Below are 17477 nucleotides of genomic sequence, written 5' to 3'. Positions count from 1 at the left end.
CATGAAACAAGGACGTTTTATATTAGAGCCGGAACGCTTCTGCGTGTGGCAAGAAGTGAAAGTGATGAACAGTTTCCCGCAGCGCTTAGTCGGTATGCTGATGCAAGGTGGACTGCCCCGGGGCCAAGCCTATTGGTTTCCGAGTTGCACTGCTGTGCATAGTTGGGGCATGCAGTTTGCCATGGACATTGTCGGACTTGATGCTCAGCAACGAATTGTTGCGGTACGCCGCAACGTTCAGCCTGGCGTGATGATTCGTTTACGAGGAACGCGCTCGATTATCGAATGTGAATCAGGTTTTCCTTATCCTCTGGAGCAATGGTGTGGACGCCAGCTGCATTTTGAAGAGCATGAGGTGGACTATGCCGTGGAGTAAGCTTTGGCTAACGATTGTCCTGTTGCTGGCTGGCTGCCAGAGTACTCCCAAGGCGGCGCAGCAATTCGACTCTAACTTAGAACAGCAGCGCCAGGTTGCGATGCAGGCTTATCGTCAGGGGGATTATCATCTTGCCCAGGGGTTACTGCAAAAGTTGGCTGCCCATCCCGTTGCTGACCCTCAGGCACCTTGCTTTCTCGGGGCTATTTACTTTCGCCAACACGAGTATCATGCGGCGTTGAACAGCTTTGAGAGCTGTCGGGAGCAGCAACCGGAACAACTTGAAATTTGGTTTAATTCCGCGGCAATCCATTTACGCTTAGCCTCAGAGCTCTTACTGACCGGGAAGAGTTATGCCCGGCTCGATGCCAGTGGCAAACCTGCTGGGCTTGAGCGTAATTATAATGAGCTGCTGCAAGCGCTGTTGCGCTTGCAGCGCATCGCAACTGCGGAGGCCAGTGTTTTATGAATAGGCCCAACGGCTTTGTGCTGCCAATTATCGTACTACTGCTCACTTTCATGGCGTTGATCTGGGCCCATACTTCGACCCCTGTAGATCCACTAACGGATGATCAGCGGTTAATGCAGCGCTATCAGGATGAGATTCTGTTTTGGCAAAAAGCAGTACTGGCCTATTCGTTCGAATATGATCGGGTTCCTCTTAGCGCTTTTATTTTAGCCAATACCTATGATCTGGAGTTGCCGGTAAGTACTGAAAGCGGCGGCGATCGGGATTTTAGTGTGGACGGACTCGGATTACTAAGCGGTAGCTTTAATTTGAGAATACACAACTTGCCTGCCGAACTGCTGGCGAAACTCAATGAAGAGTATTCACCTTATGTGAGTGTCGATGCCATCGATCGGTTAAATATACCTGTCCTGTACATCGACGATTGGCTTTTTTCTGAACGATTACTGCCCCGGGTCGCCAGGGTTTATGCAGACAGATTTGCCAGCGACCTTGAGTTAGACCAGCAGGGGATAACCCGGGCCTTTAGGCTTAACGGTGACAGCGTACTTGGACAGCTGAGCCTGACGCACTTAAGCTCTATCAACGAGCTCACAGCCGAGACAGTCTTGATTCAGGATATTCAGACCAGCGGCGCACTTGTGGCTGGCCATGACTTTGGTAGCGCCCTGATGCAATTCGAGCAATTGGAGCAGGCCATGCGATCCTGCCTGGCTCCAACTGGGGGCTGCTTGAATTAGTGGTCTTTATCGCTGTACTGCTCTGGTTTTTTTCGTAGGTCGCGCGTATTTTCAGTCATCTCCAACTCCAGATGAAGACCGGCCTTGGCCAGCAAATGTGCACTAATGGGAGCTGTCAAAAAGAGAAAGATTGCGATGAGCAGTTCGTGCAGGCTGAGTGAATCAGTTACAGAGAAATACAGCATCGACGCAATAATCACACTGCCAACACCAAGCGTGGTGTTTTTGGTAGGCGCGTGCAGACGAGCCATAAAGTCAGGTAGCCGAAGCAGCCCTAGCGAACCAATAAAGGCAAAGCTGGACCCCAGCACCAAAAAGAAGGATATGAGTAAATCAGCCCATTGTGGTAAGTCTGTCATGTTAGCTCCTTCCTTACTCGATGATATCGCCACGTAAAAGAAATTTTGCCGCTGCAACGGTGCCGATAAAGCCCAGCATTGCGATCAAAAGTGCTGCCTCAAAATAGAAGGCGGTATTGTGCCAGACCCCCAACAATATAAGTAATGCCAACGAATTAATATAAATCGTGTCGAGGGCCAGAATACGGTCGGGAAGGTTTGGCCCGCGAATAAGGCGTATGAAGTTCATTAACAGTGATAGCCCAAAAAGTCCGAAGGCAAACTGCAGAGCGTAGACTAACATTGGAAGATCTCCTTCAGCCGGCGTTCATAGCGCTGTTTAATTTGTTGCACAGTAGCATCTGCGTCCTGCACATTTAGTGCGTGGATAAGCAAGCTACGGCCATCGCGGGCAAGTTCGGCAGAAATTGTTCCAGGTGTCAGACTGATGGTACTGGCTAAGATCGTAATTGGTACAGAGCCTGTCACATCAAGAGGAAACTCGATAAGCGCAGGTTGAATACGTTTCTTTGGCATCAGAATGATAGCTGCGATATTAAAGTTTGACAGAATTATATCGACCAGCAGAATCAGAAAATATTGCACCGCCAGTAAAGGTCGATGCAAGGTGGTAGGGTACTCACGCGCTCGCATCGTATACAGAGGAATAATTACTGCCAGGATTAACCCCAGCAAGGTCACGCCAAACGAAACGGTATTCTGCAGCAACAGCCAGAACAGTAATAAAAAGAGGCTCCACCATGGAGCAGGAATTAGCTTACTCATCAGGACCTCCAGTTGGTAAAACCGAAGAAATGTATTCAAACGGCGTGGTCAACTGAATCGCAATAGCATCGGTGTATTTTGAGATAGGTTGAGCAAACACGGTTAACGCGACAGCGCTAAGCAAAAGCATAACTACCGATGCGTGTTGCCATTTAGGATGTGTGGTTTCATTGGGCTTACCTTCAAAGGTATGCCAGAACATGCGACTGCCAGCGCGAGAGAGAGCGATCATCATCAGGAAAGTCGCACCGAGAATAAGCGGCCAAAGGAATACTACCTGAGCGCCTGTGCGCGCTGCTTCCAGAATAAATAATTTACTGACGAAGCCAGAAAGAGGGGGCATGCCAATAACGGTTATGGCGGCCAGGAAGAACAGGCCCCCCAGCAGATTGTGCTGTGCCATCTTACGGCCTTTGACAATCCGGGATGCTGTTTTGCCTCTTTGTTCGGCAATTAAGTCAGCCAGCAGGAATAAGGCAGCTGTGACCAACGTGGAATGCACGAGATAGAAAAGCAGTGCACCGATGGCATCGGTGTGCCCCAGACTTAGTGTGGTCAACATGGTACCAACAGAGACCAGCACCAGATAGGCAACAACGAGCCTGAGATCGCGGCTGCCAAGCACACCCAAAGCACCGATGAAGATGGTAAATAAGCCCAGCCACCATAACCAGTCCTGCGCCAGATTTGAAGACTCGCCAGCGTCGGCACCAAAAATCATCGTGAAGACTCGAATAATGGCGTAAATACCCACTTTGGTCATGATGGCGAAAAGCGCGGCAACGGTCCCTGTGGTATTTGCGTAAGCCTGCGGTAGCCAAAAGTAGAGTGGCAACAGTGCTGCTTTTAAGCCAAATACAACAAAGAGTAGCATGCCACCGGCGCGAGCCAGCGCGGCGTCGTCGCCTTCTAGTACTGCGACTTTACCCGCCATATCGGCCATATTTAGCGTTCCGGTAATCCCGTAAAGGACACCAAGGCTGATGAGGAATAATGCTGAACCCGTCAGGTTAAGCACCACATAATGCAATGTTGCGCGTAACTTTAGCTTGCCTCCACCGTGCATCAACAAGGCGTAGCTGGAAATGAGCAGAATTTCAAAAAAGACGAAGAGGTTGAAAAGGTCGCCGGTTAAAAAGGCACCCATAATACCCAGGATCTGAAACTGGTATAAGGCCTGAAAATGCGAGCCGAGATTATCCTCTCCATGGCAGGCAAAAATCAGTACAGGCAGCGCAAGAACAGCGGTAAGAGCTACCATTAATGCGGCTAGTTTATCGGCCACCAGAACGATACCAAAAGGTGCTTGCCAGCTACCTAACGCATAAACCAAAACTTCATCCTGAACACTGCCTACCAGCCAGATGGCGGTAATCAGCGTCAGCGAAGAAGCTGTGATGCCGATGATTCGCCGATACCGTTGTGGATTATCGCCCCACGGCAATAACTGCAATAGCGCAGCAAACAAAGGTATAAGAATAGGTAAAATTACCAGATGGTTTGCAAGCATTAACGCTGTCCTTCTTGCTCAGCATAATTAGAGTCATTCACTTCGTCTGAACCTATTTCGCCACGTACGCGGACGGCCAAAATAATCGAGTAAGCGGTCATCGCAAAGCCGATAACAATCGCTGTTAGCACCAGTGCCTGCGGAAGCGGGTCGCTGCTACTCTCGCTTAAGCCCACAAGAGGTAATTCATTTACGGTCAGACGTCCGGTGGAAAACAAAAATAAATTGACTGCGTAGGACAGCATCGTTATCCCGATGACAATTGGAAACGAGCGGCCGCGCAAGATCAAAAACACACTACACGCAGTCAAAGTGCCGACAGTAATTGCATACAAAGTTTCCATTAATAGCCCTCCTGACGCGGACGATGGCGCGTGGTCATCTGTCCGAAGTTGGCCAGTATCATTAGGGTCGCACCAATAACGGTAAGGTACACGCCCAGGTCAAATAAAATCGCAGTTGCAAGTTCAAACTTCCCAACCAGTGGCCAATGCACGTAGGTGAAACTTGAAGTTAGGAAGTTATGGTCAAAGAACCAGCTTCCCACGCCAGTAAAGAGTGCAATCATTACCCCCACTGAGGTCAGCGTCTGATAGTTATAATCAAAGCGTGATTTCACCCAGTCGACGCCGTTGGCGATGTATTGCAGGATCATTGCGGCTGCCGTCACCAGGCCGGCAATGAAACCACCGCCTGGTAAGTTGTGACCCCGCAGGAAGATGTACACCGAGACCATCAGCGCCAACGGCAAAATCGCCTGGGCAACGGTTTGCACCATCAGCGGGTGCTTGACACGATGCCAGGGTCGACCATCAACATCGCTTGATGGCATAAAGGGCCGCAGATTATTGAGTAGCTTGTGGATACCCGCTGCAGCGATCGCTAACACAGTGATCTCGCCCAGGGTATCAAAGCCACGGAAGTCGACAAGAATGACGTTTACCACATTGGTACCGCCACCGCCTGGCACTGAGTTTGCCAAAAAGAAGTCGGAGATACTCTCAAACGGCCGGGTTATGAGTGCGTAGTTGAGGGTGCCCACGATACCGCCAATGGAACCTGCCAGAAGTACGTCGCGAGCGACCCGGCGGCCACTTGAAGCGCGGGGGATTCGCTGTGGCATGAAGAAAAGCGCCAGAATCATCAGAATAATACTGACCACCTCGACCACTAACTGGGTCATGGCTAAATCCGGTGCGGAAAAGTGAATAAAGCTCAGCGAAACGACCAGCCCCACCACCGATAGCATCATGAGGGAGGTCAGCCGTTGCCTGTGTAGCATTGCCGTAGCCAGAGCCGCGAGCATTAATATAACAGCACCGACCAGGCTAATGGCGTCTATGGGGAGCTGTGGCCGGTCGCCTGTCAGCTGGCGTACAGCGGCAAGTTCAGGCACCACCAGCACCAGCGTAAAGACGAGTAACAGGGCAATGTAGCGTTGCAAAGAGCCATTTTCGATGCGCTGCATCATGTCATCACAAAACCGCGTGGTAGCGCTGAGAATTTTGGCAAAAATCTCTTTTGCGTCGTGCGGGTCAAACTGCCGACTAAAGGTCAGCAACTCTGAGCGTCCGACATAGATAACTATACCGCCAATCAGGGCCAGCGCACTCATTAACAGAGGCATATTAAAGCCATGCCAGATTGCGATATCGAGCGTGGTTTCAGACAGCGTCACAGCACTTACTGCTGGCGTGAGGATATCAGCGGCAAGCAGCATTGGTGCAACACCTACGCCGATACAAAGCACGGCAAAGACGATGACGGGGAAGCGCATCATCAGTGGTGGCTCATGCGGCTTCTTCGGTAAATCATGTGGCGGCTCCTGGAAAAATACGTCGTGCACAAAGCGAACCGAGTAGGCAACGGAGAGCATGGCGCCCAGCGTCGCGAGCACCGGGACGAACCAGGATAAAGCGCCAAACAGATCTTGCTGATAGGCTTCGGCAAAAAACATTTCTTTAGAGAGGAAGCCGTTAAAGAATGGAATTCCTGCCATGGCAGCCGAGGTAATGACGGCCAGAACCATAGTGAACGGCATCGCTTTTCTGAGGCCACTTAATTTGCGCATATCACGACTACCGGTTTCATGGTCAATGATACCGGCAATCATAAACAGACCTGCTTTGAAGGTCGCGTGGTTGATAATATGGAATAACGCAGCGACGACTGCGCCGGCGCTGCCCAGACCAAGTAACATGGTGATCAGGCCAAGGTGACTAATGGTCGAGAACGCCAATAAGCCTTTTAAGTCGGTCTTCAGCAGGGCGAAATAAGCGCCGAAAAGCAGGGTAGCCAGACCGGTTAAGGTGACAATAGTAAACCACTCAGGAGTACCGCCAAGCACCGGTAACAGGCGAGCCATTAAGAAGATGCCGGCCTTGACCATGGTCGCGGAGTGTAAGTACGCACTTACCGGCGTAGGTGCCGCCATCGCATGGGGCAGCCAGAATTGAAACGGAAACTGTGCCGACTTGGTAAATGCACCGAGTAACACGAGAATCAATATAGGTAAGTAAAGCTCATGCTCACGGATGGTGTCGGCGGCGGCAAACACAGCATCAAGCTGGTAACTGCCCACGATACTGCCAATTAACAGGATCCCTGCCAAAAGTGCGAGACCGCCGGCGCCGGTGATTGCTAATGCCATGCGAGCACCGCGGCGCGCTGTGCTTTGATGGAACCAGTAGCCGATCAATAAAAATGACGAGACGCTGGTTAATTCCCAGAAGAACCACATCAGGATGAGGTTATCGGCGGTAACTATGCCAAGCATAGAGCCCATAAATAACAGTAAACACGAGAAAAATCGTGGTGCGCTGTCTTTTTGGCTTAAATAGTAATGCGCATAGATAATGACGAGTAGACCGATAATGAGAATCAAACCCGCAAACAATAACGCCAGCCCGTCCAGTCGAAAAGCTATATGCAGTCCAAGGGTTGGTAGCCACTCGGCAAAATAGAGTGTGGTATCGCCAGCCAGGGCCACCGGCGCCTCTACCACCAGTAACGCCAGACTAAGCGCGGTTACGGCGGCGGTAGCCAGTGTGATATGGAGTCGAGCACGCCCCGCCAAAAGCAGTGGAATAACTGCACCAATAAATGGCAAGAAAACGATCGCTGCTAGATTCATTTCACCTCGTTACCTTCTAAATGGGGGTTATCGTTACCACTGAGACCGTTCAGATAAGATTGAATTTACCACTTCGATCAGCTGCTTGCCAACTGAATCGGTCGCAGCCTACGGTACTTCCAACCCGCCGGTCGCGTTTTTCGAACTCATAAATAAGTAGGGCGAATCGATAAAAATTTAATAGCTGTGCATGCCTTTATTTGATAGAGTAGCAACGTCTCGGGACAGGACTGATCCACAATAAATTTTGGCCCCGAAACATCCCACAAGAAAATCCTACTTAGTACTATCATCTGCATTTTTTATCTGTTACAATTCGCCGCCCTTTTTATAAGGGAAAATCTTTTATTCTCTATGATTTGTTCGGCAAATTGTCGCGAATAAAAGGACGGACAACGACCCGAGAGGGTCTGTTTAATTAATCAAGCGGAGCACTGCAATGATCCAAATGCAAACTACACTGGACGTGGCCGATAACTCGGGCGCTCGCAGCGTACAATGTATTAAGGTTCTGGGTGGCTCGCACCGCCGTTACGCGAATATCGGCGACATCATTAAAGTTTCTGTTAAAGAAGCAATTCCTCGCGGTAAAGTGAAGAAAGGTGATGTTGTTAACGCGGTGGTCGTTCGCACCAGAAAAGGCGTCCGTCGTCAAGACGGGTCAGTCATCCGTTTTGACCGCAACGCGGCTGTATTGTTGAATAACAACCAACAGCCTATTGGCACTCGTATCTTTGGACCAGTGACTCGTGAATTGCGCTCTGAGCAATTTATGAAGATTGTTTCTCTGGCACCAGAAGTACTGTAAGGAGTCAGTTATGGCGGCAAAAATAAAACGTGATGACGAAGTAGTAGTCCTGGCAGGTAAAGACAAAGGCAAGCGTGGTAAAGTGCTGAAAGTCGACACCGCTAAAAGTCGTGTTTTCGTTGAAGGCGTAAACATCGTTAAGAAACACCAGAAGCCAAATCCGGCTTTAGGCGTTGCTGGTGGTGTGATTGAGCAAGAAGCTTCAATCGACGTTTCTAACGTAGCGGTTTATAACCCAGAGACTGGTAAAGCAGATCGTGTTGGTTTCAAATTTGAAGACGGCAAAAAAGTTCGTTTCTTCAAATCAAACAACGCAATCATTTAATTTTTAATTTGGAGTTTTACGATGGCGAAACTGCATGATTTTTACAAAGAATCAGTAGTTCCTGAACTGGTTAAACAGTTCGGCTACAACAGCGTCATGCAAGTCCCTCGGATTGAAAAAATCACCCTTAACATGGGTGTTGGTGAAGCTCTGGCTGACAAAAAGATTCTCGACAACGCAGCGGCAGACCTGGAAGCAATTTCTGGTCAACGTCCGATTAAAACTGTAGCTCGTAAATCTGTCGCTGGCTTCAAAATCCGTGAAGGCTACCCAATTGGCTGTAAAGTGACTCTGCGTGGCGAGCGTATGTGGGACTTTTTGCAACGTTTAATTACGATTGCTATCCCGCGTGTTCGTGACTTCCGTGGTTTGAACCCGAAATCATTCGACGGACGTGGAAACTATAGTATGGGTGTGCGTGAGCAAATCATTTTCCCTGAAATTGACTATGACAAAGTCGATCGGGTACGTGGTTTAGATATCACTATCACTACAACTGCTGGCACCGACGACGAAGCTCACGCTTTGCTGTCTGCCTTTAGCTTCCCGTTCAAGAAGTAAGGTGTAGAGTTATGGCTAAAGAAGCAATGAAAATGCGTGAGCTCAAGCGTCAAAAGCTTGCAGCTAAATACGCAGAGAAACGCATCGCACTTAAAAATGTGATCAGCGATCCGAGTACTTCGGACGAAGAGCGTTGGGAAGCCGTGCTGAAATTGCAAAGTCTTCCTCGTGATTCGAGCCCAAGCCGTCAGCGTAACCGCTGCCGCGTTACGGGCCGCCCACACGGTTTCTTACGTAAATTCGGCATGAGCCGTATTAAAGTACGTGAGAAAGCTATGCGCGGTGAAATTCCTGGCTTGAAAAAAGCTAGCTGGTAAGCCACGAGTCACGGGAGAAAGCAAATATGAGCATGCAAGATCCAATTGCGGATATGTTCACTCGCATCCGCAACGCTCAGGGTGCTAACAAAGTTGCCGTGCGCATGCCTGCTTCTAAACAGAAAGTGGCGATTGCCCAAGTTCTTAAAGAAGAAGGTTATATCACGGATTTCGGCGTATCTGGCGAAGTGAAAGCTGAGCTTGAAGTAACGTTGAAATACTTTGAAGGCAAGCCTGTTATCGAATCAATTGAGCGCGTAAGTCGCCCTGGTCTGCGTATCTATAAGAAACGCAACGAACTACCTAAAGTAATGGGTGGTTTAGGTGTGGCTGTCGTCTCAACTTCTAAAGGCCTGATGACCGACCGTGCCGCTCGCAATGCGGGTCTTGGCGGGGAAGTTATCGGTTACGTAGCGTAACGAGGAGTTAGGAAATGTCACGAGTTGCTAAAGCACCGATTGCCATTCCTGCTGGCGTTGAAGTTACGCTAAATGGCCAGGAAGTGACAATTAAAGGTGCGAAAGGCTCATTGAGCCGTGTAGTTAACGACGCTGTTGAATTAGTTCAAGAAGACGGCGTTTTACGTACAGTCGCTCGCGAAGGTGTTGCAAATTCCAACGCCCAAGCCGGTACCGCACGTGCGTTACTACAAAACATGGTGGTTGGTGTTGCGCAAGGTTATGAGCGCAAGCTGCAGTTGGTTGGTGTTGGTTACCGTGCAAATACTGCCGGTTCTAAACTCAACTTAACACTGGGCTTCTCTCATCCTGTTGTCTTCGATATTCCGGAAGGAATTACGATCGAAGTCCCAGCACAAACTGAAGTAGTCGTTAAGGGTGTAGACAAGCAGTTAGTGGGTCAAGTTGCCGCTAACATTCGCGCGTACCGTAAGCCTGAACCTTACAAAGGTAAGGGTGTACGTTACGCCGATGAGCAAGTACGCCGTAAAGAAGCCAAGAAAAAGTAAGGTAAGACGATGGACAAGAAAACAGCTCGCTTACGCCGCGCTACTCGCGCACGTAAGAAAATGCTTGAGTTGGGTGCAAACCGCCTGGTCGTTCACCGTACACCACGGCATATTTACGCACAGCTCATTGCACCGAACGGTTCTGAAGTACTGGCAACAGCATCAACTGTTGAAAAATCTGTTCGCGATGCGGTTAAAGCAACCGGCAACGTCGATGCAGCAAAAACAGTTGGTAAGCTGATCGCTGAACGAGCGATTGAAAAAGGCGTGAAAACCGTCGCTTTCGATCGCAGTGGTTTCCGTTATCACGGACGTGTCGCCGCTTTGGCCGATGCAGCTCGTGAAGCTGGACTTCAGTTCTAGGAGACGAACATGGCAAATGCAAATGTAGAAGCTCAACAAAGTGACCTGCAAGAAAAGCTGATCACAGTAAATCGTGTAGCGAAGGTTGTTAAAGGTGGTCGCATCTTTAGCTTCACTGCACTGACTGTGGTTGGTGATGGTCAGGGTAAAGTGGGTTTCGGTTATGGTAAAGCACGTGAAGTTCCAGCTGCTATTCAAAAGGCAATGGAAAAAGCACGTCGCAACATGGTAACCGTGCAGCTGAAAGGCGATACCTTACAGCACCCTGTTAAAGGCCGTCACTCAGGTTCACAGGTATTCATGCAGCCAGCCTCTGAAGGTACAGGTATCATCGCCGGTGGTGCGATGCGTGCAGTACTAGAAGTAGCAGGCGTGCACAACGTGCTGTCAAAAGCATATGGTTCAACCAACCCAATCAACGTTGTACGTGCCACAATCAAGGCACTTCACGACATGAAGTCGCCTGAGCAAGTCGCGGCTAAGCGTGGATTGCGCGTTGAAGAAATTCTGGGGTAGTGAACAATGGCGAATAAGACAATCAAAGTAACACAGACGCGTAGCTCAATCGGTCGTTTACCGAAGCATAAAGCTACTCTACGTGGTCTTGGTCTACGCCGCATTGGTCACACGGTCGAGCTGGAAGATACTCCAGCCGTCCGCGGCATGGTGAACCAAGTCACTTACATGGTAAAGGTGGAGGACTAATACGATGTTCTTGAACTCAATCTCCCCTGCACCTGGTGCTAAAACCAGCAAAAAACGTGTTGGACGTGGTATTGGCTCAGGCTTAGGAAAAACTGGTGGACGTGGTCATAAAGGCCAGAAGTCGCGTTCAGGCGGCTCAGTGAAACCAGGTTTCGAAGGCGGTCAAATGCCAATTCAGCGTCGCTTGCCGAAGTTCGGTTTTACTTCACGTAAGTCATTCGTGACTGCAGAAGTGAACCTGGCTGAGATAGCGAAAGTTGCTGGCGATACTGTAAACATGGCGAGCCTGAAAGAAGCTGGCTTGATTCGCAATGACATCTTGCATGTTAAAGTGATCAAATCAGGCGAAATCAGTCGTGCCGTTTCAGTACAAGGCATTAAGGTCACCAAAGGCGCCCGCGAAGCTATTGAAGCTGCTGGCGGCAAAATCGAAGGATAGAGCAAATGGCTAAACCAGGATTGGAATCTAACAGAGCTCAAGGCGGCACCTCGGAACTTAAACGACGCTTGCTTTTTGTACTCGGCGCGTTAATCGTGTTCCGTGCGGGCTCCTTCGTGCCTATTCCTGGTATTGATGCCGCTGTATTGGCTCAGTTGTTTGATCAGCAAAAAGATACCATCGTTGCCATGTTTAACATGTTCAGCGGTGGTGCTCTTGAACGCGCATCGGTATTCGCTTTGGGTATCATGCCGTACATCACCGCCTCGATTATTATGCAGCTGGCTTCCGTGGTTCATCCACGTTTGGCCGAGCTTAAGAAAGAGGGTGAAGCTGGTCGTCGTAAGATTAGCCAATACACGCGTTGGGGTACTTTGGTACTTGCGACGTTCCAATCGATTGGTATAGCTACTGGCTTACCAAGTCTGATGCCTGGATTGGTTATCGATCCAAGCTTTGGATTCTACTTTACAGCGGTTGTGAGTTTGGTCACAGGAACCATGTTCCTGATGTGGCTAGGTGAACAAATCACTGAGCGTGGGATTGGTAACGGTATCTCTATTCTTATCTTCACCGGTATTGTTGCGGGCCTCCCGTCGGCTATTGGTCAGACGGCAGAGCAAGCACGTCAGGGTGATTTGCACTTATTGTTGTTATTGCTAATCGGTGTCATCGTATTCGCAGTGACGTATTTTGTTGTATTTGTCGAGCGCGGCCAACGCCGCATTGTGGTAAACTACGCAAAACGTCAGCAAGGCCGTAAGGTTTTTGCAGCGCAGAGTACTCACTTGCCATTGAAAGTTAATATGGCCGGTGTTATTCCACCGATTTTTGCATCGAGTATTATTTTGTTCCCAAGCACCATTGCAACCTGGTTTGGCCAGGGCGAAGGTATGGTAGCAAACTTCTTACAAGAGGTTTCGTTGACGCTGTCACCGGGACAACCCTTGTACGTAATGCTTTATGCTGCGGCAATTATCTTCTTCTGTTTCTTCTATACTGCGTTGGTATTTAACCCACGCGAGACAGCTGATAACTTGAAGAAGTCGGGAGCGTTTATCCCTGGAATTCGTCCAGGTGAGCAAACCTCGCGTTACATCGATAAGGTAATGACCCGTTTGACTCTTGCAGGCGCGTTATACATTACCTTTGTCTGTTTGGTTCCTGAGTTCATGATGATTGCATGGAACGTTCAGTTCTACTTTGGCGGTACATCACTATTGATTATCGTTGTTGTTATCATGGATTTTATGGCGCAGGTCCAGACCCATCTGATGTCTCATCAGTATGATTCGGTCCTGAAAAAAGCTAACCTTAAAGGCTTCGGCCGTTAAGGTTGGATAATTACGGAGTGTAGCAATGAAAGTTCGTGCTTCCGTGAAGAAAATCTGCCGTAACTGCAAAGTTATTAAGCGCAACGGTGTTGTGCGTGTAATTTGCAGTGACCCTAAGCACAAGCAACGGCAAGGTTAATTCGATGAAGAAGTCCGCGGCCTGGAAGAATTATTCTCGGCTGCGGCTTTGATATATTTGCAATCTGGCGACCGGTTGAGTATCCTAACGGGCTTTTCAAATCCGGTCACCCATAAACTAAAGGAGACGTGTTAGTGGCCCGTATCGCTGGCATTAACGTTCCTGACAATAAGCATGCAGTCATTGCCTTGACTGCGATCTATGGTATTGGTCGTACCCGTTCACAGCATATTCTTGCTGCGGTTGGTATCGAAGAAAATACTACAATCGGCTCTTTGTCAGAAGAAAAACTGGATCTACTTCGCGAAGCAGTAGGGAAGTTCGCTGTTGAAGGCGACCTTCGTCGTGAAGTATCGATGAATATTAAACGCTTGATGGATCTCGGATGTTTCCGTGGCCTTCGTCATCGTCGTGGCTTGCCTCTACGTGGACAGCGCACTAAAACCAATGCGCGCACCCGTAAAGGTCCGCGTAAACCAATTAAGAAGTAGGGAGTTGAGAAATGGCTAAACAACCAACTCGTACTCGTAAGCGCGTTAAAAAACAAGTCGCAGATGGCATGGCTCACATCCATGCATCTTTCAATAACACCATTGTGACCATTACTGACCGTCAAGGTAATGCGTTAGCATGGGCAACCGCAGGTGGTTCTGGTTTCCGTGGTTCACGTAAATCAACTCCGTTTGCTGCACAGGTTGCTGCTGAACGCGCAGGAGAAATGGCGAAGGAATATGGGTTGAAAAACCTAGAAGTGTTCGTTAAGGGCCCCGGTCCTGGTCGCGAATCATCGATTCGTGCATTGAACGCTGTAGGTTATCGCATCACTAACATTACTGATGTGACACCTATTCCTCACAACGGTTGTCGTCCGCCTAAGAAACGTCGCGTTTAATAGGCGCCAAACGATAGTTGGAGAAAGATCATGGCTAGATATTTGGGTCCAAAACTCAAACTGAGTCGTCGCGAAGGAACTGATTTGTTCCTGAAAAGCGGCGTACGCGCGATCGATACGAAATGTAAACTCGAGAGCGCTCCGGGTCAGCACGGTGCACGTCGTGGCCGCTTGTCTGATTACGGTTTACAGTTACGTGAAAAGCAAAAAGTACGTCGTATGTACGGTGTATTAGAAAAGCAATTCCGTAACTATTACAAAGAAGCTGCCCGTATTAAGGGCAACACTGGTGAGAACCTGCTGCAATTGCTCGAGCAACGTCTAGATAACGTTGTTTACCGCATGGGATTCGCGTCAACGCGAGCTGAAGCCCGTCAGTTGGTCAGCCACAAAGCAGTGGTAGTGAATGGCCAGGTAGTCAACATTCCGTCGTTCAAAGTTCGTCCGGAAGATGTTGTGTCCGTTCGCGAAAAAGCGAAAAAGCAGGCGCGCATCGCTGCTGCATTGGATCTCGCAGATCAGCGTGAGAAGCCAGTGTGGGTAGAAGTAGACGGGAACAAACTGGAAGGACAATTTAAACGTCTTCCAGAGCGTTCAGACTTGTCTGCTGAAATTAACGAACAGTTGATCGTAGAGCTTTACTCTAAGTAAAGCTTAAGCATAAAGAGAGGACACAATGCAGGGTTCTGTTACCGAATTCCTTAAGCCAAGGCTAGTCGACATTGAACAAATCAGCCCGACTCACGCAAAAGTGACGTTGGAGCCTCTTGAGCGTGGCTTTGGTCACACGCTGGGCAACGCGCTGCGCCGTATTTTGCTTTCTTCTATGCCAGGAGTGGCAGTGACGGAAGTTAAAATCGAAGGTGTGCAGCACGAGTACAGCAGCAAAGAGGGTGTTCAGGAAGATGTCATCGAAATCCTGCTGAACCTCAAAGGTCTGGCAGTTACCATGGAAGGTAAAGATGAAGCGATTCTGACCTTGAAAAAATCTGGAGCGGGCCCTGTCAAGGCTGGCGATATTACCCATGATGGGGATATCGAAATCATTAACTCTGATCACCTCATCTGTACTTTAACAGGTGACACTGAGATTGAGATGTCAATCAAAGTAGAGCGTGGTCGTGGTTATGTTCCAGCTTCGGCACGTCAGTCTGCTGACGATGAAGAGCGTCCGATCGGTCTTCTACTTGTTGACGCTTCTTTCAGTCCGGTTGAGCGCATTGCGTACAACGTTGACTCAGCTCGTGTTGAGCAACGTACCGACCTGGACAAACTGGTTATCGACATGGAAACGAATGGTACTCTGGATCCAGAGGAAGCTATTCGCCGCGCAGCTACAATTATGGCAGAGCAGTTAGAAGCCTTTGTTGAATTGCGTGACATGAGCGAACCGGAAGAGAAAGAAGAGAAACCGGAATTCGATCCGATTTTATTACGTCCGGTAGACGATTTGGAATTAACTGTGCGTTCTGCGAACTGTTTGAAAGCAGAAGCTATTCAGTACATTGGTGACTTAGTACAGCGCACCGAGGTTGAGTTATTGAAGACTCCAAACCTTGGTAAGAAATCGCTGACCGAGATCAAAGACGTACTTGCATCACGTGGGTTGTCTCTGGGCATGCGCCTGGAAAACTGGCCACCAGCAAGTCTTGCTGATCGCGACTAAGACATCTTTTACAGAGATTTACTGAGAAGGGTATAGGTATGCGCCATCGTAAGAGTGGTCGTCAACTCAACCGCAACAGCAGTCATCGCAAAGCGATGTTCAGCAACATGGCAAGCTCACTTGTCCGTCACGAAGTGATCAAAACGACACTTCCGAAAGCAAAAGAACTTCGTCGTGTGATTGAACCACTAATCACTTTAGCGAAACAAGACAGCGTTTCGAACCGTCGTTTGGCGTTCGCGCGCACTCGTGATAAAGATGTGGTTGGTAAATTGTTCAATGAATTGGGCCCGCGTTATCAAGAACGCGCAGGTGGTTACACTCGCATCATGAAGTGTGGCTTCCGCGCCGGTGACAACGCGCCAATGGCTTATGTTGAGCTAGTTGACCGTCCAGAAGTTGAAGCTACTGAAGCTGAAGAAGTTGCAGTAGAAGAGTAAGTTCTCCTAGTGAGATCAAAAAAGCCGCTCAATTGAGCGGCTTTTTTTTGTCTCGATTTTAAGTTCGATAGCTGATCTAGTTTTGTGGGGCTTTTTTAATTGCTGCGGCAAACTCATCATCATTGATACCGTGAGTCGCTGCTAGCGTTTGCAGCTCTTCATAATTCATGCCGGCGCGGTAAGCGCCTTTGATAACAGACATTGCTTCACCCTTGGTCTTTACCGGTGTGACTTCAGGATCTGAATCGCGCATCAGTGAGATAAGATCGTCTAACGATGTCAACAGATAATCCCCTAAAGCGGGGAGCACACTCAGGGTTGCATGGACGATGCCTTCAACCTGCTCGGGTTGCGACGCACTGGCTGATTGCATAATGCTATCGGCCATCTCTGGTTCAACCCGTACGGCGACGCGTACGAGTTCTTCTACATTAGTAGGATCGACACGGCTTGCTTCAGCAACGATCTCATCGGCGTAAGCAGGTTCTGCTTCGACGGCGATGCGGACCAGCTCCGTTGGTGGGGCGATTTTCAAATGCATGGCTACTGACAGGATATCCTGGGTAAAACCGGGTTCCGCATTAATAGCTGCTTTTATAATGTGTTCGTATTTCTTCGGGTAGCGTTCAAAGGCGGCGTGCAAGATAGGTTCAACATGCTGGGGGTAATTACTCATCAGGACCCGAACAGTACGAGTGACCGAGAAGTTGCGTTTCGTGTAATAACGAAACATTCGTAGATAAGTATTTACCAATCGCTTATTGTCTTCTGTCATCGTATATCCAACAGGTTCAGTTGGGGTAATACCATCACCGAAGTCCAAAGCTGAAGCGCTAAATGGGAGCATAAAGCTGGTAGCGAGAATAAACGCTGTAGTGGTTCTCATCTGTTGCGCACCTTTTCAATTATTTATTTTAGCTAATTGCCGATGTTTATAGTTGTTCTTGCAAACGGCTAGCGTTAGAACATTAGCAATGTTTATAGACAATAGATAGTTAAAGAATGTTCAATCTGATTAAAAAAAAAGCAATTGAACAATAAATTGAAAAAAGATCTTGCACGGGCGGCGATGATCCTTATAATTCGCCGCCGTTGTCACCGAGGCATAAGCCGCAGTGACACGAGCCAGCAGCGCGAAGCGCTTGCAAAAAAAAGATCCGAAAGGATCT

General features: G+C 48.9%; 27 protein-coding genes. 20 read left to right on the top strand and 7 right to left on the bottom strand.

Going from position 1 to position 17477, the window contains the following annotated elements:
* The first annotated feature begins 1 nt into the window (after position 1).
* Genes J6J28_RS12515 through J6J28_RS12505 form a run of 3 tightly spaced genes read left to right on the top strand, consistent with a single transcriptional unit; the run spans position 2 to position 1585 of the window.
* A complete protein-coding gene (locus J6J28_RS12515) occupies positions 2-376 on the top strand; it encodes a DUF192 domain-containing protein (protein ID WP_301722182.1) in 375 nt (124 codons plus the stop codon).
* On the top strand, positions 363-845 hold the full coding sequence (locus J6J28_RS12510; protein WP_301722181.1) for a hypothetical protein: 483 nt from the start codon (positions 363-365) through the stop codon (positions 843-845). The genes J6J28_RS12515 and J6J28_RS12510 overlap by 14 nt, the downstream gene beginning before the upstream one ends.
* Complete coding sequence (locus tag J6J28_RS12505) at positions 842-1585, top strand: hypothetical protein (protein ID WP_301722180.1); 744 nt, start codon at positions 842-844, stop codon at positions 1583-1585. Before J6J28_RS12510 ends, J6J28_RS12505 begins: the two co-directional genes overlap by 4 nt.
* Here the strand turns inward: J6J28_RS12505 and J6J28_RS12500 are convergent.
* Genes J6J28_RS12500 through J6J28_RS12475 form a run of 6 tightly spaced genes read right to left on the bottom strand, consistent with a single transcriptional unit; the run spans position 1582 to position 7352 of the window.
* The gene (locus tag J6J28_RS12500) at positions 1582-1944 is read right to left on the bottom strand and encodes a Na+/H+ antiporter subunit G (RefSeq protein ID WP_301722179.1); all 363 of its coding nucleotides are present in this window, start codon (positions 1942-1944) and stop codon (positions 1582-1584) included. The two genes, J6J28_RS12505 and J6J28_RS12500, sit on opposite strands and share 4 nt — an antisense overlap.
* Before the next feature lie 13 nt (positions 1945-1957).
* The gene (locus J6J28_RS12495; RefSeq protein ID WP_301722178.1) at positions 1958-2227 is read right to left on the bottom strand and encodes a K+/H+ antiporter subunit F; all 270 of its coding nucleotides are present in this window, start codon (positions 2225-2227) and stop codon (positions 1958-1960) included.
* Positions 2221-2709 (bottom strand): Na+/H+ antiporter subunit E, encoded by a 489-nt coding sequence (locus J6J28_RS12490; RefSeq protein ID WP_301722177.1) that lies wholly within the window; start codon positions 2707-2709, stop codon positions 2221-2223. Before J6J28_RS12490 ends, J6J28_RS12495 begins: the two co-directional genes overlap by 7 nt.
* Positions 2702-4219, bottom strand: a complete 1518-nt coding sequence (locus J6J28_RS12485; RefSeq protein ID WP_301722176.1) for a monovalent cation/H+ antiporter subunit D — start codon at positions 4217-4219, stop codon at positions 2702-2704. Before J6J28_RS12485 ends, J6J28_RS12490 begins: the two co-directional genes overlap by 8 nt.
* A complete protein-coding gene (locus J6J28_RS12480; RefSeq protein WP_301722175.1) occupies positions 4219-4563 on the bottom strand; it encodes a Na+/H+ antiporter subunit C in 345 nt (114 codons plus the stop codon). The genes J6J28_RS12485 and J6J28_RS12480 overlap by 1 nt, the downstream gene beginning before the upstream one ends.
* Positions 4563-7352, bottom strand: coding sequence for a monovalent cation/H+ antiporter subunit A (locus tag J6J28_RS12475; RefSeq protein ID WP_301722174.1), 2790 nt, complete (start codon positions 7350-7352; stop codon positions 4563-4565). Before J6J28_RS12475 ends, J6J28_RS12480 begins: the two co-directional genes overlap by 1 nt.
* A gap of 439 nt (positions 7353-7791) precedes the next feature.
* On the opposite strand from J6J28_RS12475, the gene rplN reads away from it, so the two are divergent.
* The 17 genes from rplN (at position 7792) to rplQ (ending at position 16308) form a co-directional block, all read left to right on the top strand.
* Positions 7792-8160 (top strand): 50S ribosomal protein L14, encoded by a 369-nt coding sequence (gene rplN / locus J6J28_RS12470; protein WP_126764556.1) that lies wholly within the window; start codon positions 7792-7794, stop codon positions 8158-8160.
* 10 nt (positions 8161-8170) lie between these two features.
* Positions 8171-8485, top strand: coding sequence for a 50S ribosomal protein L24 (gene rplX / locus J6J28_RS12465; RefSeq protein WP_301722173.1), 315 nt, complete (start codon positions 8171-8173; stop codon positions 8483-8485).
* A gap of 21 nt (positions 8486-8506) precedes the next feature.
* Positions 8507-9046, top strand: coding sequence for a 50S ribosomal protein L5 (gene rplE, locus J6J28_RS12460; protein ID WP_126764558.1), 540 nt, complete (start codon positions 8507-8509; stop codon positions 9044-9046).
* Positions 9047-9057: 11 nt separating this feature from the next.
* Complete coding sequence (gene rpsN, locus J6J28_RS12455; protein WP_301722172.1) at positions 9058-9363, top strand: 30S ribosomal protein S14; 306 nt, start codon at positions 9058-9060, stop codon at positions 9361-9363.
* 26 nt (positions 9364-9389) lie between these two features.
* On the top strand, positions 9390-9782 hold the full coding sequence (gene rpsH / locus J6J28_RS12450; RefSeq protein ID WP_301722171.1) for a 30S ribosomal protein S8: 393 nt from the start codon (positions 9390-9392) through the stop codon (positions 9780-9782).
* Between the two features lie 14 nt (positions 9783-9796).
* The gene (rplF, locus tag J6J28_RS12445) at positions 9797-10330 is read left to right on the top strand and encodes a 50S ribosomal protein L6 (RefSeq protein ID WP_301722170.1); all 534 of its coding nucleotides are present in this window, start codon (positions 9797-9799) and stop codon (positions 10328-10330) included.
* A gap of 9 nt (positions 10331-10339) precedes the next feature.
* On the top strand, positions 10340-10693 hold the full coding sequence (gene rplR / locus J6J28_RS12440; RefSeq protein WP_301722169.1) for a 50S ribosomal protein L18: 354 nt from the start codon (positions 10340-10342) through the stop codon (positions 10691-10693).
* 9 nt (positions 10694-10702) lie between these two features.
* Positions 10703-11209, top strand: coding sequence for a 30S ribosomal protein S5 (gene rpsE / locus J6J28_RS12435; protein WP_301722168.1), 507 nt, complete (start codon positions 10703-10705; stop codon positions 11207-11209).
* A gap of 6 nt (positions 11210-11215) precedes the next feature.
* A complete protein-coding gene (rpmD, locus tag J6J28_RS12430) occupies positions 11216-11398 on the top strand; it encodes a 50S ribosomal protein L30 (protein ID WP_126755500.1) in 183 nt (60 codons plus the stop codon).
* A 4-nt stretch (positions 11399-11402) separates the two neighbouring features.
* The gene (gene rplO / locus J6J28_RS12425; protein ID WP_301722167.1) at positions 11403-11837 is read left to right on the top strand and encodes a 50S ribosomal protein L15; all 435 of its coding nucleotides are present in this window, start codon (positions 11403-11405) and stop codon (positions 11835-11837) included.
* Positions 11838-11842: 5 nt separating this feature from the next.
* Complete coding sequence (gene secY / locus J6J28_RS12420; protein WP_301722166.1) at positions 11843-13171, top strand: preprotein translocase subunit SecY; 1329 nt, start codon at positions 11843-11845, stop codon at positions 13169-13171.
* Between the two features lie 25 nt (positions 13172-13196).
* Entirely contained in the window at positions 13197-13310 is a 114-nt protein-coding gene (rpmJ, locus tag J6J28_RS12415; protein ID WP_055439830.1) for a 50S ribosomal protein L36, read from the top strand.
* Between the two features lie 134 nt (positions 13311-13444).
* Positions 13445-13801, top strand: a complete 357-nt coding sequence (gene rpsM / locus J6J28_RS12410) for a 30S ribosomal protein S13 (RefSeq protein ID WP_173921348.1) — start codon at positions 13445-13447, stop codon at positions 13799-13801.
* Between the two features lie 11 nt (positions 13802-13812).
* A complete protein-coding gene (rpsK, locus tag J6J28_RS12405) occupies positions 13813-14202 on the top strand; it encodes a 30S ribosomal protein S11 (protein ID WP_034734070.1) in 390 nt (129 codons plus the stop codon).
* Positions 14203-14232: 30 nt separating this feature from the next.
* Positions 14233-14853 carry a 30S ribosomal protein S4 gene (gene rpsD / locus J6J28_RS12400; RefSeq protein WP_301722165.1) on the top strand — a complete coding sequence of 207 codons (621 nt, stop codon included), beginning with the start codon at positions 14233-14235 and terminating at the stop codon, positions 14851-14853.
* 25 nt (positions 14854-14878) lie between these two features.
* On the top strand, positions 14879-15868 hold the full coding sequence (locus J6J28_RS12395; protein ID WP_301722164.1) for a DNA-directed RNA polymerase subunit alpha: 990 nt from the start codon (positions 14879-14881) through the stop codon (positions 15866-15868).
* 38 nt (positions 15869-15906) lie between these two features.
* A complete protein-coding gene (gene rplQ, locus J6J28_RS12390) occupies positions 15907-16308 on the top strand; it encodes a 50S ribosomal protein L17 (protein WP_301722163.1) in 402 nt (133 codons plus the stop codon).
* Between the two features lie 76 nt (positions 16309-16384).
* Here the strand turns inward: rplQ and J6J28_RS12385 are convergent, their stop codons facing one another.
* On the bottom strand, positions 16385-17194 hold the full coding sequence (locus J6J28_RS12385; RefSeq protein WP_301722162.1) for a hypothetical protein: 810 nt from the start codon (positions 17192-17194) through the stop codon (positions 16385-16387).
* Between the last annotated feature and the right edge of the window lie 283 nt (positions 17195-17477).

The sequence above is a fragment of the Pseudidiomarina terrestris genome, assembly GCF_030466375.1.
GTDB classification, from domain to species: Bacteria; Pseudomonadota; Gammaproteobacteria; order Enterobacterales; family Alteromonadaceae; genus Pseudidiomarina; species Pseudidiomarina terrestris.
This window is presented reverse-complemented; position numbering and strand designations above follow the sequence as displayed.